Annotated in this window: 24 protein-coding genes; 16 read left to right on the forward strand and 8 right to left on the reverse strand. The window is 64.1% G+C overall.

The features are described from left to right. Nucleotides 1-144: 144 nt before the first annotated feature. A complete protein-coding gene (locus ACEUCR_RS06560; RefSeq protein ID WP_408789071.1) occupies nucleotides 145-2,208 on the reverse strand; it encodes a TonB-dependent hemoglobin/transferrin/lactoferrin family receptor in 2,064 nt (687 codons plus the stop codon). Between the two features lie 222 nt (nucleotides 2,209-2,430). On the opposite strand from ACEUCR_RS06560, the gene ACEUCR_RS06565 reads away from it, so the two are divergent. The 3 genes from ACEUCR_RS06565 (at nucleotide 2,431) to ACEUCR_RS06575 (ending at nucleotide 4,434) form a co-directional block, all read left to right on the forward strand. Next, complete coding sequence (locus ACEUCR_RS06565) at nucleotides 2,431-3,408, forward strand: ChaN family lipoprotein (protein ID WP_408788896.1); 978 nt, start codon at nucleotides 2,431-2,433, stop codon at nucleotides 3,406-3,408. A 99-nt stretch (nucleotides 3,409-3,507) separates the two neighbouring features. Continuing rightward, nucleotides 3,508-4,032, forward strand: a complete 525-nt coding sequence (locus ACEUCR_RS06570; RefSeq protein WP_111873415.1) for a cysteine hydrolase family protein — start codon at nucleotides 3,508-3,510, stop codon at nucleotides 4,030-4,032. Next, nucleotides 4,033-4,434 carry a hypothetical protein gene (locus ACEUCR_RS06575; protein ID WP_041995505.1) on the forward strand — a complete coding sequence of 134 codons (402 nt, stop codon included), beginning with the start codon at nucleotides 4,033-4,035 and terminating at the stop codon, nucleotides 4,432-4,434. A gap of 60 nt (nucleotides 4,435-4,494) precedes the next feature. Here ACEUCR_RS06575 and hutZ read toward each other — a convergent pair whose 3' ends face one another. Both hutZ and hutX read right to left on the reverse strand, forming a co-directional pair. Continuing rightward, nucleotides 4,495-5,052 carry a heme utilization protein HutZ gene (gene hutZ, locus ACEUCR_RS06580; RefSeq protein ID WP_111873416.1) on the reverse strand — a complete coding sequence of 186 codons (558 nt, stop codon included), beginning with the start codon at nucleotides 5,050-5,052 and terminating at the stop codon, nucleotides 4,495-4,497. Then, nucleotides 5,049-5,561, reverse strand: a complete 513-nt coding sequence (gene hutX, locus ACEUCR_RS06585) for a heme utilization cystosolic carrier protein HutX (RefSeq protein WP_408788899.1) — start codon at nucleotides 5,559-5,561, stop codon at nucleotides 5,049-5,051. The genes hutZ and hutX overlap by 4 nt, the downstream gene beginning before the upstream one ends. A 167-nt stretch (nucleotides 5,562-5,728) precedes the next feature. On the opposite strand from hutX, the gene ACEUCR_RS06590 reads away from it, so the two are divergent. From ACEUCR_RS06590 to ACEUCR_RS06600, 3 genes are read left to right on the forward strand one after another with little or no spacing between them, the layout of a single operon-like run. Further along, nucleotides 5,729-6,568 (forward strand): heme/hemin ABC transporter substrate-binding protein, encoded by an 840-nt coding sequence (locus tag ACEUCR_RS06590; protein WP_392445219.1) that lies wholly within the window; start codon nucleotides 5,729-5,731, stop codon nucleotides 6,566-6,568. Beyond that, nucleotides 6,565-7,596 (forward strand): FecCD family ABC transporter permease, encoded by a 1,032-nt coding sequence (locus tag ACEUCR_RS06595; RefSeq protein WP_408788902.1) that lies wholly within the window; start codon nucleotides 6,565-6,567, stop codon nucleotides 7,594-7,596. The genes ACEUCR_RS06590 and ACEUCR_RS06595 overlap by 4 nt, the downstream gene beginning before the upstream one ends. Before the next feature lie 14 nt (nucleotides 7,597-7,610). Then, a complete protein-coding gene (locus ACEUCR_RS06600; RefSeq protein WP_408788904.1) occupies nucleotides 7,611-8,399 on the forward strand; it encodes a heme ABC transporter ATP-binding protein in 789 nt (262 codons plus the stop codon). 71 nt (nucleotides 8,400-8,470) lie between these two features. Here ACEUCR_RS06600 and ACEUCR_RS06605 read toward each other — a convergent pair whose 3' ends face one another. Together ACEUCR_RS06605 and ACEUCR_RS06610 are read right to left on the reverse strand one after the other, a co-directional pair. Further along, a complete protein-coding gene (locus tag ACEUCR_RS06605; protein WP_111873419.1) occupies nucleotides 8,471-9,097 on the reverse strand; it encodes a YitT family protein in 627 nt (208 codons plus the stop codon). 209 nt (nucleotides 9,098-9,306) lie between these two features. Further along, complete coding sequence (locus ACEUCR_RS06610; RefSeq protein ID WP_111873420.1) at nucleotides 9,307-9,762, reverse strand: globin domain-containing protein; 456 nt, start codon at nucleotides 9,760-9,762, stop codon at nucleotides 9,307-9,309. A 268-nt stretch (nucleotides 9,763-10,030) separates the two neighbouring features. On the opposite strand from ACEUCR_RS06610, the gene ACEUCR_RS06615 reads away from it, so the two are divergent. The 4 genes from ACEUCR_RS06615 (at nucleotide 10,031) to ACEUCR_RS06630 (ending at nucleotide 14,791) form a co-directional block, all read left to right on the forward strand. Then, the gene (locus ACEUCR_RS06615) at nucleotides 10,031-10,882 is read left to right on the forward strand and encodes a lytic transglycosylase domain-containing protein (RefSeq protein ID WP_408788907.1); all 852 of its coding nucleotides are present in this window, start codon (nucleotides 10,031-10,033) and stop codon (nucleotides 10,880-10,882) included. 196 nt (nucleotides 10,883-11,078) lie between these two features. Further along, nucleotides 11,079-12,746: an energy-dependent translational throttle protein EttA gene (ettA, locus tag ACEUCR_RS06620; RefSeq protein ID WP_041995488.1), complete on the forward strand. Its 1,668-nt coding sequence runs from the start codon at nucleotides 11,079-11,081 to the stop codon at nucleotides 12,744-12,746. Nucleotides 12,747-12,844: 98 nt separating this feature from the next. Continuing rightward, nucleotides 12,845-13,186, forward strand: coding sequence for a hypothetical protein (locus ACEUCR_RS06625; RefSeq protein WP_041995486.1), 342 nt, complete (start codon nucleotides 12,845-12,847; stop codon nucleotides 13,184-13,186). A 249-nt stretch (nucleotides 13,187-13,435) separates the two neighbouring features. Further along, on the forward strand, nucleotides 13,436-14,791 hold the full coding sequence (locus tag ACEUCR_RS06630; protein WP_174217910.1) for an NCS2 family permease: 1,356 nt from the start codon (nucleotides 13,436-13,438) through the stop codon (nucleotides 14,789-14,791). Nucleotides 14,792-14,859: 68 nt separating this feature from the next. On the opposite strand, the gene djlA is transcribed toward ACEUCR_RS06630, so the two are convergent. Genes djlA through ACEUCR_RS06645 form a run of 3 tightly spaced genes read right to left on the reverse strand, consistent with a single transcriptional unit; the run spans nucleotide 14,860 to nucleotide 17,379 of the window. Then, nucleotides 14,860-15,681, reverse strand: a complete 822-nt coding sequence (gene djlA, locus ACEUCR_RS06635) for a co-chaperone DjlA (protein ID WP_041995482.1) — start codon at nucleotides 15,679-15,681, stop codon at nucleotides 14,860-14,862. Nucleotides 15,682-15,697: 16 nt separating this feature from the next. Beyond that, on the reverse strand, nucleotides 15,698-16,366 hold the full coding sequence (murU, locus tag ACEUCR_RS06640) for an N-acetylmuramate alpha-1-phosphate uridylyltransferase MurU (protein ID WP_408788910.1): 669 nt from the start codon (nucleotides 16,364-16,366) through the stop codon (nucleotides 15,698-15,700). Beyond that, nucleotides 16,363-17,379 carry an aminoglycoside phosphotransferase family protein gene (locus tag ACEUCR_RS06645; RefSeq protein ID WP_111873423.1) on the reverse strand — a complete coding sequence of 339 codons (1,017 nt, stop codon included), beginning with the start codon at nucleotides 17,377-17,379 and terminating at the stop codon, nucleotides 16,363-16,365. The genes murU and ACEUCR_RS06645 overlap by 4 nt, the downstream gene beginning before the upstream one ends. A 174-nt stretch (nucleotides 17,380-17,553) precedes the next feature. Here ACEUCR_RS06645 and lptD point away from each other — a divergent pair, with 174 nt between their 5' ends. From lptD to ACEUCR_RS06675, 6 genes are read left to right on the forward strand one after another with little or no spacing between them, the layout of a single operon-like run. Further along, entirely contained in the window at nucleotides 17,554-19,965 is a 2,412-nt protein-coding gene (gene lptD, locus ACEUCR_RS06650; RefSeq protein WP_408772552.1) for an LPS assembly protein LptD, read from the forward strand. 29 nt (nucleotides 19,966-19,994) lie between these two features. Beyond that, on the forward strand, nucleotides 19,995-21,293 hold the full coding sequence (gene surA, locus ACEUCR_RS06655) for a peptidylprolyl isomerase SurA (protein ID WP_041995474.1): 1,299 nt from the start codon (nucleotides 19,995-19,997) through the stop codon (nucleotides 21,291-21,293). After that, nucleotides 21,293-22,279 carry a 4-hydroxythreonine-4-phosphate dehydrogenase PdxA gene (gene pdxA / locus ACEUCR_RS06660; RefSeq protein ID WP_408789074.1) on the forward strand — a complete coding sequence of 329 codons (987 nt, stop codon included), beginning with the start codon at nucleotides 21,293-21,295 and terminating at the stop codon, nucleotides 22,277-22,279. The genes surA and pdxA overlap by 1 nt, the downstream gene beginning before the upstream one ends. After that, nucleotides 22,276-23,088, forward strand: coding sequence for a 16S rRNA (adenine(1518)-N(6)/adenine(1519)-N(6))-dimethyltransferase RsmA (gene rsmA, locus ACEUCR_RS06665; protein WP_041995472.1), 813 nt, complete (start codon nucleotides 22,276-22,278; stop codon nucleotides 23,086-23,088). The genes pdxA and rsmA overlap by 4 nt, the downstream gene beginning before the upstream one ends. Before the next feature lie 4 nt (nucleotides 23,089-23,092). Continuing rightward, on the forward strand, nucleotides 23,093-23,455 hold the full coding sequence (gene apaG / locus ACEUCR_RS06670; RefSeq protein WP_392445233.1) for a Co2+/Mg2+ efflux protein ApaG: 363 nt from the start codon (nucleotides 23,093-23,095) through the stop codon (nucleotides 23,453-23,455). A 6-nt stretch (nucleotides 23,456-23,461) separates the two neighbouring features. Next, a complete protein-coding gene (locus tag ACEUCR_RS06675) occupies nucleotides 23,462-24,289 on the forward strand; it encodes a symmetrical bis(5'-nucleosyl)-tetraphosphatase (RefSeq protein ID WP_111873428.1) in 828 nt (275 codons plus the stop codon). The last annotated feature ends 7 nt before the right edge of the window (nucleotides 24,290-24,296 follow it).

Here is a 24,296-nt window from a genome sequence, read left to right on the forward strand (position 1 = left end):
AACACCTCCTCCTGGTTAGTGTTGCAATCCTTCCACCCGCTTCTGGCGGGTTTCTTTTTGGCGGCCCCACGGCCGGTCGCGCCCCACGAAAAAGGGGCCTTGCGGCCCCTGACTCATCGGATATCTGTGCACGGCTCGCGCCACTCAGAACTGGTACTTGACCCGCGCGCTCAGGTTGCGGCCAGGCTCGGTCTGGTTGCTGACGTTGGTGGTAGCGGAGAGACCCGTGATGCTCTCGTAGCTGACGTACTCCTTGTCAAACAGGTTGAAGACACCGACGTTGAGCTGCAGATCCTGCATCGGCTTGAACTGGGCGTAGAGATCCACCACGCCCCAGCCGGCGCTCTTGATGTTGTCGTTGCCCCTGGCATCCTTGCCCACCTTGTTCATGTCATCGGCAAAGCGCAGCGCCGTGTTGATGTTCCAGTTCGGCTGATCCAGACGCAGGCCCAGGCTGCCGTTGAGGGGGCTCAGGCTGTTGATGTAGTTGCCGTCACCGTCCTTGCCCTCGATGTAGGCCAGGTTGCCCCAGGCGTTGACCAGATCGCTGAGCCAGTAGTCCGCCCTGGCCTCGACCCCCTTGGTGGTCGCCTCGTCCAGGTTCCGGTACTGGTAGACGGCGGTACGGCCCTCGCTGCCGACCTGGCCCAGCTCGATGAAGTCGTCAAACTTGTTGTAGAAGGTGGCCACTTCATAGCTGAACCCACCGGCGCTGCCGCGCACCCCCAGATCGATGCCGTCGCTGCTCTCCGGGCTGAGATCCGGGTTCGGCTCGATACGATAGCCATAGGCCTGGTGATTCAGGGTGGAGAAGGCGTTGTCATACATGGGCGCCTTGAAGCCATGGCTGTACTGGGCGAACAGGTTAGCCGCCTCGTGTGCCTTGAACACCAGCCCCAGCTTGGGGGAGATCTCCCCTTCTGAGAAGGCCTTGAGCTTGTTTCCCGTGTAGGCGGGATCCTCGTCTGGGGTCATCTTGTAGTAGTCGTAACGCAGCCCTGGGGTCAGCACCCAGCGCTCGCCGAACTTCAGCTCGTCGAACGCCCAGAGGGCACCGTGTTCGCTGGTGGTGGAGGGGAAGCTCAGCTCGCTGTAGGAGACGAAGTCCCCCGCCGTGGCCGGCCCCTTGACACGGGTCCGCTCGTTGTCGGTGTGCTCATACTCCAGACCCCAGGCCAGACGCTGACTCGCCAGCGCCTTGCTGAACTTCACCTGGGCCCCCAGACTCTCCTGCTCGAAACCGTTGTGATCGAGGGAGTTCTTGGTCACATAGGGGTTGCGCGGATTGACCGGGTACTTGGAGGAGGCGTACTGATCCAGGGTCTGCTTGGTGCGGGCGTAGTAAAGCTTGCTGTCGATGCGATCGACCCAGGGGGCATTCAGGGCGATGCCGTGATCCAGCATCAGGGAGAGGTTGTCCGTCTCCTTGTCGGTGATCGGCTGATTGAAGACGGAGCCTGACTTGGTCAGGTCGACCGCATCCGGATCCTCATCTTCGGTGAAGTAGTCGACGGTCAGCTTGAGGAACTGCTCCTCGCTCATGTCCCACCGGCTCTTGAACAGCACCGCCTGGCTGGCGATGTCGAACTCGTTCTTGTCGCCGTCATAGTTCTGGGTCACACCGCCGTCGCGCCAGGTGTAGCGCAGCAGGTGCTCGAACTCGCCGCTGCGCAGAGCGCCGGTGAAACCGGCCATGTTCTGGTGGCTGCTGGAGGCATAGCCGGTGGTGGCATCCAGATAGCTGTCGCGCCCCTTGAGAAAGTCCCTCGCATCCTTGGTGGTGATGGCGATGACCCCACCCAGGGCATCGGAGCCGTAGGCGGCGGAAGCCGGTCCCTTGACCACTTCCACCTGCTTGATCATGTCGGTGTCGAAGTAGCTCTGGCCCACACCGCCGTTCTTGTAGGCGTCATTCTGGCGCACGCCGTCGCGCACCGTCTTGACCCGGTTCTCCCCCATGCCGCGCACCACGAAGGTCTGGGCATCGCCGGCGCCCCCCACCACTGTCACCCCGGGCTCGTAGCGGAACAGGTCGGCGACGTTGCTGACCAGCTGCTCTTCTATCTGTTCGGCCGTGATCACCGTGATGGGACCGGAGACATCTTCCAGCTTCTGCTCCATCCGGGAGCCGCTGACCACCATGACATCGTCATTGCCGCGGGAGTGAGTCGGCTGCGCTGCCTGAACCGGGAGGCTGAGGGCGGCCATGACCGCGATCGCAATCTGGGTGGGGGGAGTAATGTGAGCCACTGCATGTCCTTATTGAGAATAGTTATCAACGGCATGCATCTTACTCAGAGCCACGGAAAGATCAATGATAATGGTTATCATTTTTGTTGTGATTTATTTGCATCCCCCCAAGCCCCCCTGTCATCATGACGCCACCTCTGCCATGCTGACCCTGGCTGACCAACCTTGTCGTGAGAAACCATGATCCGATCCCTGACCTTGCTGACGCTGCCCCTGCTGCTCTGGGCCTGCGCGAGCCCCTCATCCCCCACCGCCCCCCTGACCGGCACCCTTTACGACTACCGATTGAGTTCGGCGCACGGCGAGACACTGACCCTGCAGCAAGCGCTGGACAGGGTCAGGGACGCCGACATAGTGCTGGTGGGAGAGCTGCACACCCATCCGGCCGCCCACCTGCTCGAGGCGCGGCTGCTGGCCGGCTTGCAGCACCAGAGCCGGGACCATGGCCGGGCCCTGGCGCTCTCCATGGAGCAGTTCGCGCGCGACGCCCAGCCGGTGCTCGATGCCTATCTCGCCGGGCGCATCGGTGAGGCGGCCCTCATCCGCGATGGCAACGCCTGGCCCAACTACCAGAGCGACTATCGCCCCCTGGTGGAATTTGCCAAGGCGCAGGGCATGACCGTCATCGCGGCCAACGCCCCCAAGCCCCTGGTGAGCTGCATCGGTCAGGAAGGCCCGGCATGGCTCGACCGGCTCGCTCCCGTTTATCGCGGCCAGCTGGCACGCACCCTCACCCTGGGCGATGACCCCTATCGCCAGAAGTTCATGGCCTCCATGCACCATGGGGATGCGGACGCCAATGCCCGCCGCTTTGCCGCCCAGACCAGCTGGGATGACACCATGGCCGAATCCATGGTGGACTACCTGGCCAGTCACCCGGGCAGGCGCATCATGCACATCGCCGGCAACTTCCACGTGGAGGGGGGGCTTGGCCTGGCCAGCCGCATCGCCAGTCGCAATCCGGCCCTCAAGATCAGCCTGGTGGTCCCCGTCACCACGGCTGAACCTGTGCCGGGACGCGCCCCCGAGGTGCAGGTCACCATGACTCCCTTGCCCAAACGCTGGCAAAGCGAGGGGGAAATGAAGCAAGATATGGGCACGCTGCATCGGTCCCGGCAACGGGACTGTACCCAGTGGCTGCAATCCCAGGCTGACTGAGCGGCGCGGGCAAGCCGGCACCCGCTCGCGCCATGACAGGGTGACCCCGTCTATCCCAGGGCCCGCAAGGGCCAACGATGAACAGCACGAGGAGTGCATATGGACGTGTTACTGGTTATCGATGTGCAACAGGGGCTGTTCGAGCAACCGCGTCACCAGGACGCGCAGGTGCTGGCCAATATCAATCGCCTGACCCAGGGGGTGCGCCAGGGCGGCGGACGCGTCATTTACGTGCAACATGACGAGCCGGGGGGCGAGCTTGAGCCCGGCAGCCCGGCCTGGCAGATCCACGCCGCCCTCTCCCCCAGGCCTGCCGACAGCCGGGTGCGCAAGCGCGCCTGCGACAGCTTCCTCGATACTGAGCTCGGCTTCCTGCTGGCGGAGCAGAGCGTCGACAGGTTGATCCTGTGCGGCTGCGCCACCGACTTCTGTGTCGACACCACGGTGCGCAGCGCCGCCTCCCACGGCTTCGAGGTCACTGTGGCCCGGGACGCCCACACCACGGCCGATCGCCCCCACCTGGGTGCGGACGACATCATCACCCATCACAACTGGATGTGGGAAAACCTGGCCCTGCCGGGGGATCGCCGCGTCCTGGTGCAACCCACGGATCAGATCATCTGAATGAGACTTCCCCTCCCCTGCGCCCTGCTGCTTGCCATGGTGCCGGTCCTGACCGGCTGTGGTTTCACGCCACCATCGGATCAGCCCGCGCCGCTGTTCAGCACCCATATCAACGAAGAGGGCAGCAAGCGCTTCCTGTTTGAAGCCGCGCCACTGGAGACGCTGCCCACCCGGCTGCAGGATGAGGATGGCGGCAAATTGCAGCGCCAGAAGAGCCTGCTGGAGCGGCGCACCGCCTTGCAGGATGCCCAGCTCCAGCACACCCTGGAGCAAAGGGGCTACTGCCATCAGGGCTTCATCGTGCTGAGCCAGACCTCCTGGCGCATCAGGGGGGAGTGCAACGAGACCGCCAGCGACGCCGACCGCCAGGCCTTCCCCAACCGGGGCAACTGGCAAGGCTAGTGGGCCCATCAATCAAAACGGACAGCCTGGGCTGTCCGTTTTTCATTTCATCTCCCCTCGTCAGACCGGTGCGTCTGTCTCGCGGGTCAGCTCGGCACCGTTGTCGATGCGCCTGTGGCCCTCCGCCAGATGGACGAAGTCCACCAGCTCGTCACCGGAGACCTGGAACGCCTGGCCGAAGCCCTTGACGAACAGCCCCTGCTCGGGCTTGAGGCGAAACAGCACGAAGTCCTTGAGGTTGGAGAGTCCCTTGACGATGTCGCCAAAGCGCCCTTCCAGCGCGGCAATCGCCTGGCCCCAGCGCTCGTCATCCCGCGCCACCACCTCGGCCAGCGCATCGAAGGTGAGACGCTTGCGGGCGAACAGCTCGCGGGCGCCGGTTTCGTCCTCGATCAGCATCAGGGAGACCCTGGGTACCTGCTGCAGATTGCGGGCATGGCGCGCAATCTCGGAGATGAGCACATAGTAGCCATCTTGCTGCAACACGAAGGGGGCGTAGCTGGCGTTGGGCCTGCCCTCGCTGTCCACAGTGGCGAGCTGCAGGGTGCGGCAACCATCGCGAAACTCGCGGATCTCCGGTTGCAGGCGGTTCTGCAGACGCTCCTGACGTTCACTCATGCTTTCACTTCCTCTTGATACTGGTGGCGCAAGGCCATGAAACGTTCCACCTGATCAGGCAGCAGCCGACGCTGCTCGTCCCGACCCAGATAGACCTTGAAGATGCAGCGGCCGCTGGCGCCAAAGAACTGGAAGGAGTGTCCCTCCTTGCCCATGAACAGCTTGCTGACCAGGGCAATGCCGACCACCTTGTCGAGCTTGAGGTGGCCGTGCATCTCGCCGTCTCGTCCCATCAGGTTGTAGTAGCCGCGGGCGCTCTTGCCCTTGGGGAAGGGGGCCTTCACCTCGAAGATGGATCCGTCTGATTCGACGATGGTGGTCACCTGGCCCCAACTGGCCAGGTCCGCCAGCAGGGCCTCGGCCTGCTCGGCGGGCACCCGGGTCACCAGCTCGGACGGCAGATGGCGCACCACCTCCCACTCGCTGACCGCCAGCTGGGTCGCCAGGCTGGATGGATGGGCGCCGGGATCTTGCTCCAGCAGCGCCTGGATGCGTTGTGCAATGCTCATGGGTTCTCCCTTGGGAGGGGTTTGCCACCCCTCGACTGTCATGGCGGATACTCTAATCAAGCCGCAAAACCAATGCAATTGATAATCAGTTTCATTATCAGTGCATTTTCTCCTTCGGCTTGATATTCTCGGCGCAAACCCAACTTCATTTACCCTCGGAGGTTAGCATGGGCCCTCGTCTTGCCCTCGCACTCACCCTGCTCGGCTGTTCGGTCATGGCCCTGCCAGCAGGCGCACAGGAACGTATCGTCAGCATAGGCCCGGCCACCACTGAACTCATACTGGCGCTCGGCGGCCAATCCAGCCTGATCGCCACCGACGTCAGCAGCCCGGAGCCCAAGGGGCTGCCCAGGGTCGGCTATCACCGCGCCCTGGCCGCGGAGGGGATCCTCAGTCTGGCCCCGACCCGGCTGATCGGCAGCGACGAGATGGGACCGGCCCCTGTGCTGGATCAGCTGCGCCGGGCCGGAGTCGAGGTGAAGGTGCTGGAGACGGCGCCGACCCTGGCCAACCTGAACGCGCGGATCGAGACCCTGGCCCGGCTGCTGGGGGATCCGGCCGCCGGTACCCGTTTGCAGGCCGAGATCCAGGCCCAGAGCGACGCCCTGGCCGCCCAGGCGAGCGGGAACCAGCCCCTCAAGGTCGCCTTCCTGCTGCTGCACAAGGGCCAGCCCACCAGCATCGCCGGGGGCAATACCACCGCCAGCGCCCTGCTCACCCTGGCGGGCGGCGTCAATCCGGTCGCCCAGTTGCGGGACTACAAGCCTGTGTCCGCCGAATCCCTGATCGAGTTGCAACCGGATCTGGTGCTGGTGAGCGGCCGCGACTGGCAGCTGTATCAGGATCCGGCCAGCGTGCTGGCCCAGGTGCCGGCCCTGGCCGCCACCCCGGCGGGCAGACGGGGCGCCATCCACGCCATCGACGGCCAGGCCCTGCAAGGGGGCCTCAGTCTGCGCTCCTTGCAGCAGGCGGCCCAGATAGCCCAGTGGATCAAGCAGGGGTCATGATGCGCCTGCCACTGCCCTGGCTCATCACCCTCAGCGGCGGCCTGCTGGCACTGCTGCTGGTCGGGTCGCTGGCCACCGGCCCCCTTGCCCTCTCCCTCGGCGAGAGCCTGCGCGCCCTGCTGGCCGGGCAGGAGAGTGGAATTGAAGCGCACAAGATCTTGATCGTGCAGGAGATCCGCCTGCCGCGCACCCTGCTCTGCATCGCGGTGGGGGGCATGCTCGGCCTCTGCGGCGCCGTGATGCAGGGGCTGTTTCGCAACCCCCTGGCCGACCCCGGCATCATTGGCGTCTCCGGCGGCGCGGCGCTGGGCGCCGCCCTGGCCATAGTGCTGCTGGCCCCCCTGGGCCAGCAGCTGCAGAGCCTGCTCGGCATCGGCCTGCTCCCCCTGTTTGCCTTCCTCGGCGGGGCGTTGACCACCACCCTGGTCTATTTGCTGGGCTCCCGGGAGGGGGGCTCCTCGGTCACCGTCATGTTGCTGGCGGGGGTCGCCATCACGGCCTTCTCCTTCGCGGTGATCGGCCTGCTCACCTATCTCGCCGACGATCAGATGCTGCGCGACCTCAGCCTCTGGCAGCTGGGCACCCTGGCGGCGGGCAAACCCGCCGATGTCGCCCTGTCACTGGCGGCCCTCGCCCTGCTGCTGCTGTTGTTCATGCGCGATGCCGGCCCCCTCAATGCCCTGCTGCTGGGCGAGTCAGAGGCCCGTCACCTGGGGGTCAACGTACAGGCCCTCAAGCGCCGACTGATACTGCTCACCGCCGTGGGGGTGGGGGTGGCCGTGGCGGTGGCCGGCATGATCGGCTTCGTCGGCCTGGTGGTGCCCCACCTGGTGCGGCTGCTGACCGGCCCCAACCATGTCAGGCTGCTGCCGCTCAGTGCCTTGGTGGGCGCCGCCCTGCTGCTGGGGGCCGACATGCTGGCCCGCACCCTGCTGGCGCCGGCCGAGCTGCCGGTGGGCATCATCACGGCACTGCTCGGTGCCCCCTTCTTCATCTGGCTGCTGATCAAGAGCCGCCGCACGCTGTAACCGGAGATCCCATCTTGTCAGCACTTCCTCCTCTGCTGCATTGCCGCCAGCTCAGCCTCACCCGAGGTGGCCGCCTCATTCTGGACGGGCTCGAGCTCACCCTGCACGGGGGCAGCCTCACCGCCCTGCTCGGCCCCAATGGCGCAGGCAAGAGCTCCCTGCTCAAATGCCTGACCGGCGAGCTGGACCATGAAGGAGAGACTCGCCTGTTTGGCCGAAAGCGCCAGGAGTGGGACGGCACCGAACTGGCCCACAGGGTCGGGGTATTGCCCCAGAGCTCCTCCCTGAGTTTCCCCTTCCTGTGCGAAGAGGTGGTGGCCATGGGGCGCCTGCCCCACAGCGAACCCGGCAGTCGGCGCGACGAGATAGTGAGAGCCGCCATGGCCCATGCCGGGGTGGAGCACCTGGCCAACCGCCTCTATCCGGGCCTCTCCGGCGGCGAGCGCCAACGGGTGCAGTTTGCCCGGGTGCTGGCCCAGATCTGGCAGGCCCCCGATGCCGATGCACCTCCCAGGCTGCTGCTGCTCGATGAGCCCACCTCGGCCCTGGATCTCAAGTACCAGCACCAGCTGCTCACCCTGGCCCGCGCCCTCACCTCCCGCAACACCGCCGTGCTGGTGGTGCTGCACGATCTGAATCTGGCGGCCCGCTACGCCGATCGGCTGCTGATGCTGGAGCGGGGCAGACTGATGGCCGATGGCCCCCCGGCAAGGGTGCTCACCCCCGAGCTGGTGACCCGCCTCTATGACTACCCGGCCCAGGTGATCCCTCACCCCGAGACCGGACTGCCCATGGTGGTGTGAATCCAGCCAGGATCCCGAATAGCAAAAGAGCGCCATCAGGCGCTCTGTTTGTTTGGGAAGTGAAGGGGTACTCAGGCTATCTGGTAGCGGCCCGGCTTGTGATTGAGTGTCAACACCAGGTTACAGATGATGGCCGCCACCACGGAGAGGGCCAGGATCCAGGGCTGCACCACGAAACAGGAGGCGACGACTATGGTGCAATCCAGCCCCATTTGCAGCTTGCCGGCGCGGATGCCGAACCGATCCTGGATAAACAGCGCCAGGATGTTGAAGCCCCCCAGGCTGGACTTGTGGCGAAACATGATGAGCAGCCCCATGCCGATCAGGGTGCCGCCGATCAGGGCCGCGTAGACCGGCTCTATCTTGCCGATTTGCAGCACGGCGTTGAGGTGATCCGTCATGAAGGAGACCGCTGCCACCGAGACGAAGGTATTGAAGGTGAAGCGCGGTCCCATCCTGAGCCAGGCCAGGGCGTAGAACGGCAGGTTCATGGCAAAGAACAGCAGACCAAAGCTCAGGCCCGTCACCTGCTGCAGCAGCAGTGCCAGCCCGGCAGTGCCGCCGGTGAGCAAGCCGACCTGATGAAACAGAAAGATGCCGAGGGAGACGAAACCCGCCGCGGTCAGCAGGGCGAGCACATCTTCATAGAGGGGGTGCGCAGAGCGAGCGGGCTGGGCCGCGTGGGGGGTGTTGTCCATAACCTGTATCCAATGGCGAAGTGAAAAGCGTGTCTTTAGTCCGCGCTGGCGGACGCGAGCCCTGTCCTCAGGGCTTCGTTATGGGGTCCAGTCTATTTTTTGCGACCATGATCACAATAGCCGTCCACCACGCCCCCTTTTGGTGCCTGTCAGCCTCCATTGACAGTCGTTGCACCAAGATGAGGCTCTTCCCCCGCCCTCCCGGCGACTCAGCAGAGCCAGGGCAGCGCCATGTCCGCCGGCTCCTCGGCCCTGGGCTCTTGCTGCAATCCCTCTATCATGATGGCGGCAATCTCGTCATAGGCGGCGGACCAGGCCTGGGCAAGGGTCGGAGTGAAGTGTTCGCCGAGCCGCTGGGCCATGACCCGGGTCATGGCGACCTTGACCAGGGCGAAGTGTTCCGGCTTCACCCCGTAGCGCCTGTGCTGCTGGCCGAGGTGGCGAATGATGAAGCGCAGCGCATCCAGCTGCTCCAGGCTGGTCAACACCGTGTTGAGGGTCTGGGCCACCTTGTTGATGAGGCGCTCATCCGTCATGGTGAACATGGGGAGCAATCCCGGGTCAAGGCGAAACAGCTCCCGGTAGATCTCCTTGACAAATTCATTGCTAAACAGCGAGATACGGCTCCATGCTCGCTGCACTATGTCTATATCGTCAGAGGTCATATGCCGTCCTTAGCCATGGCCGCTTCCCTGCCCGGCAGCAATTGCACACTGTAATAACAAAATAGTTATTAGCAGCAACTCTGCCAGCCTCCCGCCATTCCCACGCCGTGATCACTCCCTGACAGCCGTGTCAATCCGGGAGCTCGCTGTTAGTTCCAGATGATTTCGTTCTCGCGAGTCGCCCTGCCATAACCACAGGTTCCACCGTGCCACTGGCAGTGCGCGCCGATCTCCCCTATAGGTTCTGGACATTCGCTGGAGAATTGCCATGGTGAACTGGCCCGCAACCCTGCTGTTGATAATGCTGCCCCTGCTGCCCGCCGCCGCGGCCCAGGCGGCCGACAAGGGCCAGTTTCGTCAGGCACCGCGCGCCATCAATGCCCTGCAGCAGGGTCAGGCGGCCCAGAACCGGGGCAACATCAGCCAGGCCATACGCCACTACTGCGTGGCGGCCAGCACGGGCAACCCGGAAGGCTACTACCGCATCGGTCGCCTGCTTGCCCCCCGCAATCCCAAGCTTGCCAACGGCTATCTCGCCATGGCCATGCGCCTTGGCAGCCAGCAGGCCGCTCGCTACTACAACAGCCGGGTCGGCAACGCCCCCGTAGGGGACAACTGCGGCGCCCAGCTGGGCGGTGGCGGCGGCTTCACCATCCCCAGCACCCCCTTCAACCTCGACGCCTATCTCGCCCGCCAGTCTCCCGCCAAACGCAGGCTCGCCGCCCTGCTGCGCCAGGCCGCCGATCGCCATGAGATAGACCCCCGCCTGGTGCTGGCCATTGCCATCGCCGAGTCCAATCTGGAGACCCATGCCGTCTCCCCCAAGAATGCCCAGGGGGTGATGCAGCTCATCCCCGCCACCCAGGCGCGCTTCGGGGTGACCCGCCCCTTCGACCCGGAGCAGAACATCAGGGGGGCCCTGGCCTATCTCAAGTGGCTGGATCGGGAGTTCGACGGGGACTGGGTACTGATGTCGGCCGCCTACAACGCCGGCGAGGAATCCGTGACCCGCTATGGCGGCATCCCCCCCTATGCCGAGACCCAGCACTATGTGCGCAAGGTGCTCTATTTCGCCGGCCAGGATCCCCTGGCCAAGCAGGCCGGACGCCCGAACCGCTAGCGACTGCGCCCGCGCCTCGACTGGCGCCATGAGGCCATTCCCTCACGGCGCCATCGGCTTTCCCCCCGTCGGCCATTGGTTTACAATCGCCCCGTTATTCGGAACCGGCTGACCCCAGTCGTCAGCTGGCCCCACCACGGCATCAGCTCGTTGACAAAAACAAGTTAACCTGATGAAAAGGAAAGAGAATTAGCCAATGGCTCAATTTATTTACACCATGAACCGGGTCGGCAAGGTCGTGCCGCCCAAGCGTCATATTCTCAAGAACATCTCCCTCTCCTTCTTCCCGGGCGCCAAGATAGGCGTGCTGGGTCTGAACGGCGCCGGTAAATCCACCCTGCTGCGCATCATGGCGGGGCTGGATACCGAGATCGAAGGGGAAGCCCGTCCTCAGCCAGGCATCAAGATAGGCTACCTGCCCCAGGAGCCCAAGCTGGATCCGGAGCAGACAGTGCGCGAAGCGGTGGAAGAGGCTGTCGGCGAGGTCAAGCGCGCCATGGCCCGCCTGGATGAGGTCTATGCGGCCTACGCCGATCCGGATGCGGATTTCGACAAGCTGGCCCGGGAACAGGGCGAGCTGGAGGCCATCATCGAATCCCAGGGTGGCCACAACCTAGAGAACCAGCTGGAGCGCGCGGCCGATGCCCTGCGCCTGCCGGCCTGGGACGCCCAGATCAAGCACCTCTCCGGGGGTGAGCGCCGCCGGGTTGCCCTGTGCCGCCTGCTGCTGGAAAAACCGGACATGCTGCTGCTGGACGAACCGACCAACCACCTGGATGCGGAATCCGTGGCCTGGCTGGAGCGCTTCCTGCACGACTACGAAGGCACTGTGGTGGCCATCACCCACGACCGCTACTTCCTCGACAACGTGGCAGGCTGGATCCTGGAGCTGGACCGCGGCGAAGGCATCCCCTGGGAGGGCAACTACTCCTCCTGGCTGGAGCAAAAAGATGCCCGTCTGGCCCAGGAAGCGAGCTCGGAAGCGGCGCGCAAGAAGTCCATCGAGAAGGAGCTGGAGTGGGTTCGCCAGAATCCCAAGGGCCGTCAGGCCAAGTCCAAGGCCCGTATGGCCCGCTTCGAGGAGCTCAACACCAGCGACTACCAGAAGCGCAACGAGACCAACGAGCTGTTCATTCCGCCCGGACCCCGCCTCGGCGACAAGGTGCTGGAGGTGGCGAACCTCTGCAAGTCCTATGGTGACAGGCAGCTGATCGACGATCTCTCCTTCTCCATTCCCAAGGGTGCCATCGTCGGCATTATCGGCCCCAACGGCGCCGGTAAATCCACCCTGTTCCGCATGATGTCGGGCCAGGAGCAGCCGGATTCCGGTTCCATCACCCTGGGTGACACCGTGGTGCTGGCGTCGGTGGACCAGTTCCGCGACACCATGGATGACAAGAAGACGGTGTTCGAAGAGGTGGCCGACGGTCAGGACATACTGCGCATCGGCAACCACGAGTTCCCGAGCCGCGCCTATATCGGCCGCTTCAACTTCAAGGGCGCCGATCAGCAGAAGCGGGTGGGCGAGCTGTCCGGTGGTGAGCGGGGCCGTCTGCACCTGGCCAAGCTGCTGCAGACCGGCGGCAACGTCTTGCTGCTGGATGAACCGACCAACGATCTGGACATCGAAACCCTGCGCGCCCTCGAGAACGCCCTGCTGGAGTTCCCGGGTTGCGCCATGGTCATCTCCCACGATCGCTGGTTCCTCGACCGTATCGCCACCCACATCCTGGACTACCAGGACGAGGGCAAGATTGCCTTCTTCGAGGGCAACTTCACCGAATACGAAGAGTGGAAGAAGAAGACCTATGGCGCCGATGCGGTTCAGCCGCACCGTGCCAAGTACAAACGCATCACCAAGTGATGCGCCGCAGGGGGAGCCTTGGCTCCCCCTGCACTTATCCCTCATGCCCCCATTGTCCGCTGCCATACTGACGGCTGACCCAGGTCCGGATCCACACCATGACCCCACACCCTGCCCGACTCACCCTGCTGATGCGGATCGAGCCCGGTTGCCTCGGCCCGGACGGCAAGCTGCACATAGCGACCTTCTGCGCCGCCGCGACCCGGCTGTTTGCCGCCAGCGCGCCCCAGGGGCTCTGCTGGCAGCTGATCCCGCGCCACGACAAGCGCCTGCCCGAACTGAGTTTCCTGCTCCAGGATCAGACCCTGACCGATCCCCAGGCCGAGCGCTACCTGCAACGGCTGGGGCTGGCCCTGGCGCCACTGCGCGAACAGGCGGACGAGCGACTGGCCGAACTGGTGGATCGCTACCTCAAGACCCTGGGGAGCAGAAGCCCCTGACCCTGGCGCCAGGGCCCAGCAACAAGCGTCTATCGGCACCCTTTTCCAGCCCGACCCGGCAAACGTTTGAATTTTTGCTCTATTGATGGAGCAAACACCCGCTTCCCAGGTTTATGAATGGCGCCGCCTGTGTGAGAATGTGCGCGCTGTCACGGTATCAGGAGGGATCTGCTGGTTTGTCATCAGCTCCGGGTCATGCCCCGCATGGATGGGACCGACCCCGTGCCTGCCACCTATTTCACGTCACCTATGGAATCCAACATGAATCAAGCACCACAAACCGCTCAGCCTGCCCCGGGGCAAGGATGGCTCGAGCGTCTGTTCGCGCTCAAGAGCCATGGCACCAATGCCCGCACCGAGCTCATCGCCGGGGTCACCACCTTCCTGACCATGGTCTATATCGTGTTCGTCAACCCGCAGATCCTCTCCAATGCGGGCATGGACACCCAGGCGGTGTTCGTCACCACCTGTCTCATCGCCGGCATCGGCAGCATTCTGATGGGATTATTGGCCAACCTGCCCATCGCCCTGGCCCCCGCCATGGGGCTCAATGCCTTCTTCGCCTTCGTGGTGGTGGCGGGCATGGGCTACTCCTGGCAGGTGGGCATGGGCACCATCTTCTGGGGCGCGCTGGGCCTGCTGATCCTGACCCTGCTGCGGGTGCGCTACTGGCTGATTGCCAACATTCCCCTCACCCTGAGGGTCGGCATCACAGCCGGTATCGGTCTGCTCATCGCCCTGCTCGGCCTGCACAACGCCGGCATAGTGGTGGCGAGCCCGGCCACCATGGTGACCGTGGGCAACCTCACCTCCCTGCCCTGCCTGCTGGGGCTGCTGGGGTTCTTCCTCATCTGCATCTTCTCCGCCCGTGGCGTTCACTCCGCCGTGCTGATCGCCATCGTCGTCACCACGGCCCTGGGCTGGCTGTTTGGCGATGTCACCTTCAAGGGATTCGTCTCCCTGCCGCCGAGCATAGCGCCGGTATTCGGTCAGCTGGACCTGATGGGGTCGCTCGACATCGGCCTCGCCGGGATCATCTTCTCCTTCATGCTGGTCAACCTGTTTGACTCGTCCGGCACCCTGATCGGGGTCACCACCCGCGCCAAGCTGGCCGATGAGCAGGGCCGCTTCCCGCGCATGAAACAGGCCCTGGTGGTGGACAGCGTGAGCTCGGTCGGCGGCGCCTTCATGGGCACCTCCTCGGTCACTGCATATATCGAGAGCAGCTCAGGGGTGGCGGTCGGCGGCCGCACCGGCCTCACTGCCATCGTGGTCGGCGTGCTGTTCCTGCTGGCGATCTTCTTCTCCCCGGTTGCCGCCATGGTGCCGGCCTATGCCGCCGCCGGCGCCCTCATCTACGTGGGGGTGCTGATGTGCTCCGAGCTGACCCGGGTCAAGTGGGAAGACCTGACCGAGGCGGTGCCGGCCTTCATGACAGCGGTGATGATGCCGTTCAGCTTCTCCATCACCGAGGGGATCGCCGTGGGCTTCATCTCCTACTGCGTGATGAAGGCGGGCACGGGTCGCTGGCGCGAGATCAACCCCTGTGTGCTGGTGGTGGCCCTGCTGTTCGTGCTCAAGTTCGTCTGGGTCGATAGCCACTAAGCCTTTATTGCACAAACAAAAATGCCCGTCATCGACGGGCATTTTTTTATGGCTGGCGAAGGAGGGGCTCAGCGAATGCCGCGAGCCTCGCGGATCCACTCCCAGGCCTGCTGGATCTCCTGGGCCTTCTCCTTGGCCATCTCCATCATCTCGGGGGGCAACCCCTTGGCGGCCAGCTTGTCCGGGTGATGCTTGCTCATCTCCTTGCGATAGGCCTTCTTGACCTCGGCATCAGCCGCCTCCTCGCTCACCCCCAGCAGCTGGTAGGCATCCTTGAGCCTGTCACGACTCGGAGGCTGCTGCCCCGCAGACTGATGCCCGCCCTGGTACTGGCCGCCGTGGCGAAAGAAGTTCATCTGCGCCTCGGCCATGGCCAGGATCCGCGCCAGCTCTATCTGGCTGAAGCCCAGCTCCTCGGCGATGGTCTGCAAGATGACCCGCTCGGCCGCCTCCACCTGACCATCGGCGAAGGCCGCCTGCAGCTGCACCTCCAGGAAGAAGCGCAAGATGTCGCGCTGCCCCTGACTGGCACTGCGAAACCCGGCCAGGGTCTGGCGCAGGGGGAAATCGGCCTCCTTGCCCTCGCGAAACGAGCGCTGGGCACTGCTGCGCTGCTCGGGAGAGAGCCGCATCCTGTCCATCAGGTTGGAGGCGACCCGGATCTCCTGCTCCGTGACCTGGCCCCCCGCCTTGGCGATGTGACCCATGACGGCGAAGGTGGCGTGGAAGAAGATGGCCTGCTGCTCGGCGCTCGGGGTACGGCGAAACGCCCCCTGGATGCCGAGCCCGCGGTCAAACCGGTGACCGAGCCAGAGGCCGATCAGCAACCCGAAGACATTGCCGAGCAGAAAACCGAAGAAGGCGCCGAGCACCTTGCCCCAAATACGCATGACTCAAGACCTCATCTCAATTAGTGGAGCCTGCCAGCTCGTCATCCAGGGCGCGCAGACGCGCCACGGTACCGATATCACGCCACTCACCGACCAGACGCGAACCGCCGACCCGTCCCTGAGCCATCCAGTCGCGCAGCAGGGGCGCCAGCTTGCGGCTGCCCTGGGCGAGGAGGGCAAATGCCTCGGGCCGATAGAGGCCGATGCCGCTGAAGGTCAGGCCGGGCCTGTCTTGCACCCTGTCTGCGGCGAGGGAGAAGTCCCCCTCGGGATGCTGGGGCGGATTGGGCACCAGCCAGAGGTGAGCGAGATCCGTCCCCAGCGGCTGGTGCACCAGAGCGCCATAATCCGCATCGAGCCAGGTATCACCGTTGATCACCAGAAACGGGGCATCGCCGAGCAGGGGCAATGCCTGCACTATGCCCCCCGCCGTCTCCAGGGCGCTCTCCTCCGCCGACCAGGCTATCTGCACCCCGAACTGGCGGCCATCGCCGAGGGCCGCCACCAGCTTGTGGCCGAGCCAGGCGTGATTGATGACCAGCTCGCTTACCCCGGCCGCCTTGAGTTTTTCGATATGGTGCACGATGAGGGGCTTGCCCCCCACCGCCAAGAGCGGCTTGGGCAGGGTGTCGGTCAGCGGGCGCATCCGCTCGCCACGGCCGGCGGCCAGGATCATCGCCTTCATGCGCCCTCACCCGCTTGTCGTGGCGCAAAGCCGGGCAGCACCCGGCGCACCAGCCAGTCGCCAAATGCCTTCAGCACCGGATGGGCTTCGCCATGGAGACGGCACGCATCCACCACATAACCCAGGGTGCGGGGAATGTCCTTGAGATAGCCGGATTTGCCATCCCTGTGATAGAGGCGGGTGAAGAGCCCCGCCGCCTTCAGGTGACGCTGCATGCCGGTCAGATCTGCATGACGACGGAAACTGGCATAGTCGAGCCCGGCCAGCAGATTGGCGCGGCTCAGGGTCTCGAAGCCGTGGCGCATGCCCTGCTCCATCACCGCGTCCGGCCAGCGCACATAGCAGTCCTTGAGCAGGGAGACCAGGTCATAGCTCAGCGGCCCGATGACCATGTCCTGAAAATCTATGATGGCCAGCTCGCTCTCGTCCGGGGTGTCGCCACCACACACCATCAGGTTGCGGCTGTGGAAATCCCGGTGCATCACCCCCTGGGGCTGGGCCAGGTTGTTCTCGGTGAGGCAGGCGAAGGTGTCCTCGAGCAGTCGCCGTTCGTCCTCGTCCAGGGTCAGATTGAGGTGCTGACCCAGCAGCCATTCGGGGAAGATGGCGTTTTCCCGGGCCATGAAGGCGGCATCGAAGGGCTCAAGCGCCAGGGTCACGCCACCGAGCCGCGGCAGCAAGGCGATGGCTTTCTGATACCAGGCCAGCACGCAGGTCTCGTCCAGGCAACGGATGAGCTGGGTGTCGCCCAGATCCGTCACCGCCAGCAGCCCGAGAGCATAATCGACCGCCCGCACCTCGGGAGCCAGCAGGCCCCTTGCGTGCAGGGCCGAGGCATTGCGGACAAACTCTTGATTTTTCTCTGTTTGTGGATTGGCATCCACCCAGACAAGGCCGCCGCCCCGATAGTATCGACGGAAACTGGCGTCGCCGGAAATGAGAGACAGGGTCAGGGTGTGGTCGCCCGTGTGGTGGCGAGCGAACTGGAGCAAGGAGTCAAAACGATCTGGCATGGGTGAAGGACCAAGGTGGAAAGCAGCGCTTGGCTGTTAGCCCTGGCCGCAATAATGCTTTATCATTGCCGGCTAACATAAAGCAATGAGATGCAATGTCAACTCGATGAGTCCTGGCGTATTATGCATGCTCTTGAATCAGCCGTTTCGATACGGATTGCGCGAGTCTTCTACATGACAAAATGGACACTGGGGCGTGCCTGTCCCATCGCCCTGACCATTGGCCTTGCTCCGGCGCTGTTGAGCCCGGCATATCTCCAGGCTGCGCCAATGAGCGTACCCGCCGCCACGGGTCTGCTGGACGAGCTCTGCTATGACTATGTTCCCAAGATAGAAAAAGCCCCCGCCAGTCAGGATGCCAATGCCCTGCCGGTGGAGGTGGACGCCGACCGGCTCGAAGCCAAGCAGGGCGGCACCGCCGTCTATGAAGGCGACGTCAAGGTGCGTCAGGGCGTGCGCAAGTTTGACTCCGATTATGCCCAGCTCGACCAGAAGAGCCGGGATGTGATCGCCATCGGCAACATCTACTACAACGATGGCCAGATCACGGTCACCAGCGACAAAACCCTCAAGTCCAACCTGGATACCAAGGATTCAGAGCTCGAAGAGGGCAAGTATCAGGTCCATGGCTCTGCGGTGCGCGGCTCGGCCGATCGGGTCATCATGACCAACAACAACCAGAACATCACCCTGGAAGGGGCCCAGTACACCACCTGCCCACCGGGCCAGGAAGCCTGGACCCTGAAGGCGGGCAGCATCGACATCGACCAGAACGAGGTGTTCGGCGAAGCCTGGAACGCCAGCCTCTGGCTCTATGACTACCCGGTGTTCTACTTTCCCTATATCAACTTCCCCATCAAGGACGAGCGCAAGACGGGTCTGCTCTACCCCAGCTATGAGCAGAGTTCCAAGAACGGCATGGATATCAACCAGCCCTTCTACTGGAATATCGCCCCCAACTACGACGCCACCATCAGCTCCCGTTTCATGGACAGGCGCGGCCTGATGGAGCAGGTCGAGTTCCGCTACATGCCGGACCCGGCCCACAGCGGCACCCTCTACTTCGAGAACCTGGCGGACGACAAGCAGTATGACGACACGGCCAGCCTCAACGCCTATCTTGCCGATGGCCACCGTTACCTGCTGAGCGCCCGTCACACCTCTCTTTTCCTCGACAACGCCCTGGTGGTCTCCCTCGACTACACCAAGGTGCGGGACAACGACTACAACTATTTCAACGACTTTTCGCCGCCGGTCGGCACCCAGGTCGACAACCAGTTGCAACAGTCCCTCACCGCCGGCTACTACCAGCAGAACTGGAACCTGACCACGGAGGCGCGCACCTACCAGATCCTGCTGGCCGGTGCCCAGCAGCCCCACACCATGCTGCCGCGCATCAACCACAACTATTACCATCAGGGCCGCTGGTACGATCTGGCCTGGAACACAGAGCTGACCAATTTCGGCTATGACAATGACCAGTCCACCATAGGGGAGGCCTATACCGGCACCCGCCTCTACAGCGCGCCGACCCTGACGGTGCCGCTCATCGATGCGGACGGTTACTACCTCGACAGCCAGTACAAGCTGATGTACACCCAGTACAATCAGGATGTCCCGGATACCAGCAAGCTCACCAGCTACTACCGCAACAAGGGGCTGACCCACCTCGACGACAACGTCACCCGGGTGCTGCCCTCGTTTCGACTCAAGGGCGGCCTCACCTTCGATCGTCAGCAGGACTGGTTTGGCGAGCGTGCCAACCAGACCCTGGAGCCCGAGTTCCAGTACCTCTATATCCCCTACAAGGATCAGGACAACATAGGCATCTACGACTCGACCAGCATGCGCCAGGACTACTACAGCCTGTTCAGCGATCGCCGCTTCGCCGGGCTGGATCGGATCAGCGACTCCAACCGAGTCTCTGTCGGGGTCACCAGCCGGGTCTATGATGCCGTCGGTGACGAGCGCCTGCGCCTGGCCCTGGCCCAGGCATTCGACTTCGTCGCCCCCAGGGTCACCCTCTATCCCAGCGACGAGGCGAGCACCAACACCCGCTCACCCCTGTCATTCGAGGGGGATGCCAAGATAAGCGAGCAGTGGTTTGCCCACGTCGGAGCCCAGTATGACGTGCAGGAGAAGGAGTTCAGCTCCGCCAACAGCGCCCTGGAGTATCGCCACGAGAAGCTGCTGAGCCAGCTCAACTACCGCTTCGTGCGCGATGCCAACTACGACCTCTCCCGCAGTGGCGAGAGCGCCGACATCAACCAGGTCGGCATGTTGCTCGGAACCCCCCTCAACGACCGGTGGCACCTCTATGGCGGCTACTACTACGACCTGGATCAGAACGTGAATGTTGACCGCAAGGTGGGGATCAAATATGACTCCTGCTGCTGGAGCATCAACTTCAACCTGGAATGGGTCAACAGCCCGGATAACGTCACCTACCAGCCCACCTCGGAGCGTAGTTTCGGCATCCAGTTTGAGATGAAAGGATTGGGCAGTGTGGGTACGGGTGCCAAGGGCACCAGCCTGGATACCGATGCCCTGCCTTACATTCGTCCGTTTAACCTGCGGGACCAGTGAGTCATCGCAAAACGCCTTGAGAGATGGATATGAAGAAGACGTGGATTTCCCTGCTGACCGCAGGTCTGTTCGGAGTCATGAGCCAGAGCGCGTTTGCCTCCCCCGAGCTCATCGACAAGGTGCTGGCCGTGGTCAACAAGGATGTAGTACTCGCCAGCCAGCAGGATGCCCTGGTCAACAAGATCAAGTTCTCGGCCAAGGAGAGCGGCCAGGCGCTGCCCGATGACGCCACCCTGCGCAAACAGGCGCTGGATCGCCTGATCCAGGAGAGCCTGCAGCTGCAACTGGCGGACAGACAGGGCCTCAAGATCAGCGACACCCAGCTCGAGCAGGCCATCCGCAGCATAGCGGCGGACAACAAGATGAGCCTGGAGCAACTGCGGGCCCAGCTGGAGCGCGAGGGCATGAGCTATGCCCAGTACCGGGAAGAGGTACGCCGCGAGATCCTGATGAACGAGGTGCGCCGCAACCAGATCCGCCGCCGCATCAACATCTCCGATCAGGAGGTCAAGCAGGTGGTGCAGGCGTTGCAGGCCCAGGGCCAGCAGCAGCAGGAGTACCACGTCGGTCACATCCAGATCGCCCTGCCGGACAACCCGAGCGCCGAGCAGCTCAATGCCGCCAAGGCCAAGATAGAGAGCCTGCTGACCCGGCTGCGTGGCGGCGCCGACTTCCGTGAGCTGGCCATCGCCGAAAGCAACGGTCCCAAGGCCCTGGAAGGGGGTGACTGGGGCTGGATGAGCCCGCAAGGCATGCCCACCCTGATGGCCGAAGCGGTACAGGGTGCCAAGAAGGGGGACATCGTCGGCCCGCTGCGCTCCGGCGCCGGTCTGCACATCGTCAAGGTGTTCGATACCAAGGGTCTACAGCAGGTGGTGCAGACCGAGGTGAAGGCTCGCCACATCCTGATCAAGCCCTCCATCATACTGAGCGAAGAGAAGGCCAAGGGCATGCTGGACGGCTTCCTCCACGACATCAAAAGCGGCAAGGCCGACTTCGCCGCCCTGGCGGAGAAGTACTCCGAAGATCCCGGCTCTGCGGTGCAGGGCGGCGAGCTGGGCTGGTCCGATCCCAACGTCTATGTGCCTGAGTTCCGCGACATGGTCAACCGCCTGCAGCCCGGCCAGTACAGCGAGCCCTTCCGGACCAGCCACGGCTGGCACCTGGTGCAGCTGGAAGAGAGACGCAGCCAGGATGCCACCGACAAGGCCCAGGAGCAGCGCGCCTATCAGCTGATCTACAACCGTCGCTTCGTGGAAGAGTCCCAGGCATGGCTCGACGAGCTGCGTGACGAGGCCTATATCCGCATCGAAGGTGCCGGCAGTTGATCACCTGTCAGCGTCTTGCCATCACCCCGGGTGAGCCGGCCGGCATAGGGCCGGATCTGGTGCTCGACATCGCCCGGCGCGACTGGCCCCATCAATTGGTGGTGATTGCCTCCCCCGAGCTGATGCAGCGCAGGGCCAAGGCCCTCGGGCTTGAGATCGCGCTCCTGCCCTATGATCCCGCCCAGCCTGCCCGCCCCCAGCGGGCCGGTACCCTGACCCTGTGTCCGGTCGCCCTCGGCGCCCCCGAGCAGGCCGGTCAGCTCGACGAGGCCAATGGCGCCTATGTGCTGGCCACCTTGCAGCGTGCCTGCGACGGCAACATGAGCGGTGAATTTGCCGCCGTGGTGACCGGGCCCGTGCACAAGGGTATCATCAACCAGGCCGGGGTCTCCTTCAGCGGCCACACCGAATTCTTCGCCCAGCAGGCGGGGGTACCGGATGTGGTCATGCTGCTCGCCACCGACGGCCTGCGGGTGGCGCTGGCCACCACCCATATTCCCCTCGCCTGCGTCGCCCGCGCCATCACGGCGGAGCGTCTGGGCAAGGTGATCCGCATCCTCAATGCCGATCTCAGAGACAAGTTCGGCATCAGGGCCCCCAGGATCTATGTCTGCGGCCTCAATCCCCACGCCGGGGAAGGGGGTCACCTGGGCCGTGAAGAGATAGACGTGATCGAGCCCGCCCTGGACGCCCTGCGCCAGGAGGGGATCGATCTGGTTGGCCCCCTGCCAGCCGATACCCTGTTCCAGGAGAAGTACCTCAAGGATGCGGACGCGGTACTCACCATGTACCACGACCAGGGGCTGCCCGTGCTCAAATACAAGGGCTTCGGGCGCTCGGTCAATATCACCCTCGGACTCCCCTTCATCCGCACCTCGGTGGACCACGGCACCGCACTGGATCTGGCAGGCAAGGGCCTGGCAGACTCGGGCAGCCTGGTCACCGCGCTTAACCACGCCATCTTGATGGTAGAGAAAAAAATATGAGCAGTAAGATGCACATGGGCCACACGGCCCGTAAGCGTTTCGGTCAGAACTTCTTGCACGACAGCTATGTGATCGACCAGATCGTGGCCGCCATCAACCCCCAGCCGGGCCAGAACCTGGTGGAGATAGGCCCGGGCCTGGCCGCACTGACCGAGCCGGTCGCCGCCCAGATGGACAAGATGACCGTGGTCGAGCTGGACCGGGATCTGGCGGCGCGCCTGCGCGAACACCCCACCCTCAAGGACAAGCTGACCGTCATCGAAGCCGATGCCATGCGCTTCGACTTCAGCACCCTGATGGGAGAAGGCAAGGGGCCGCTGCGCATCTTCGGCAACCTGCCCTACAACATCTCCACCCCCCTCATCTTCCACCTGTGCGACTTCGCCGACCGGGTGGAAGACATGCACTTCATGCTGCAAAAAGAGGTGGTGCTGCGTCTGGCCGCCGGCCCCGGCAGCAAGGCCTATGGCCGCCTGAGCGTGATGACCCAGTACTACTGCCAGGTGATCCCCGTGCTGGAAGTGGGTCCAGGTGCCTTCAAGCCGGCGCCGAAGGTGGATTCCGCCGTGGTGCGCCTGGTGCCCCACAAGAACCCGACAATCGTCGCGAAAGACATTCGCTGCCTGAACCGGGTCTGCACCGAAGGCTTCGGTCAGCGCCGCAAGACCATCCGCAACAGCTTCGCGAACTTCATCACCGAAGCCCAGCTGGCCGAGCTTGGCATCGACGGCAACCTGCGCCCGGAGAACCTCTCCCTGGAGCAGTTCGTGACCGTGGCCAACTGGCTGGCCGATCAACAGCAGGGCTGACGCCATGGCGACACCGACCATACAGATCCGCCCCCACCCCAGCTATATCGAGGGCAGCCGGGACCCTTACCAGTTCCTCTATCTCATCGAGATCCAGAACCTGGGGCCGGGCAAGGCGCAGCTGCTCGCCCGCCGCTGGCTCATCACGGACGCCAACGGCAAGCGGGTCGAGGTAGAGGGACCCGGAGTGGTCGGTGAACAGCCCGTCATCGCCCCCGGCGAGACGTTCCGCTACCAGAGCGGGGTGCCCCTCGACACGCCGCTGGGGGTGATGGAGGGGAGTTATCTGATGCGTGACGAGGCGGGCCACGAGTTCGAGGCCCCCATCGCCCCCTTCACCCTGGCCGTCCCCCACATCATCAACTGAGGTCCCATGGCAAACTGTTTTGTCGGCGATGTGCAGGGTTGCTATGACGACCTGCGTCGCCTGCTCGATATGGCCGGTTTCGATCCCGCCCATGACACCCTCTGGCTGGCGGGGGATCTGGTGGCCAGGGGGCCGGACTCCCTCGCCGTGCTGCGCTATGCCCATTCCCTCGGCGAGCGCGCCGTCTGCATCCTGGGCAACCACGATCTGCACCTGCTGGCGGTGGCCGAAGGGGTGGCGCCGCTCAAGAAGAAAGACAGGCTGCATCCCCTGATGGAGGCGCCGGACAGGGATGCGCTGCTCGACTGGCTGCGCCATCGACCCCTGCTCGCCGAGAGCGAGCATCCGACCCGCCCCGTGCTGATGGTGCATGCCGGCCTGCCCCCCAGCTGGGACGTGGCGACCGCCCGGCGCTGCGCCCGGGAAGTGGAGACACTGCTGCGGGGGGATCAATACTCGTGGCTGCTGCACCACATGTATGGCGACCAGCCGGATGCCTGGCATGAAGGGCTGCTCGGCATAGAACGCTACCGCTACATCATCAACAGCTTCACCCGGATGCGGTTCTGCCACCTCGATGGCCGACTCGACTTCAAGTGCAAGCTGGGACCGGACGAATCCACCCCTGGGCTGCGTCCCTGGTTCGAGCTGCGGGCGCGTCGCGACGAGGATCCCATCCTGGTGTTCGGCCACTGGGCGGCCCTGATGGGCAACACGGGGCGAGACCACATCAAGGCCCTCGATACCGGCTGCGTCTGGGGCAACAGCCTCACCCTGTGGCGCCAGGAGGATGACGCCCTCTTCAGCACCCCCTGTCCCGCCTACGCCCGCTGAGGGACGC

Source organism: Aeromonas bivalvium, from assembly GCF_046078285.1.
In the GTDB taxonomy this organism is placed as follows: domain Bacteria; phylum Pseudomonadota; class Gammaproteobacteria; order Enterobacterales; family Aeromonadaceae; genus Aeromonas; species Aeromonas bivalvium.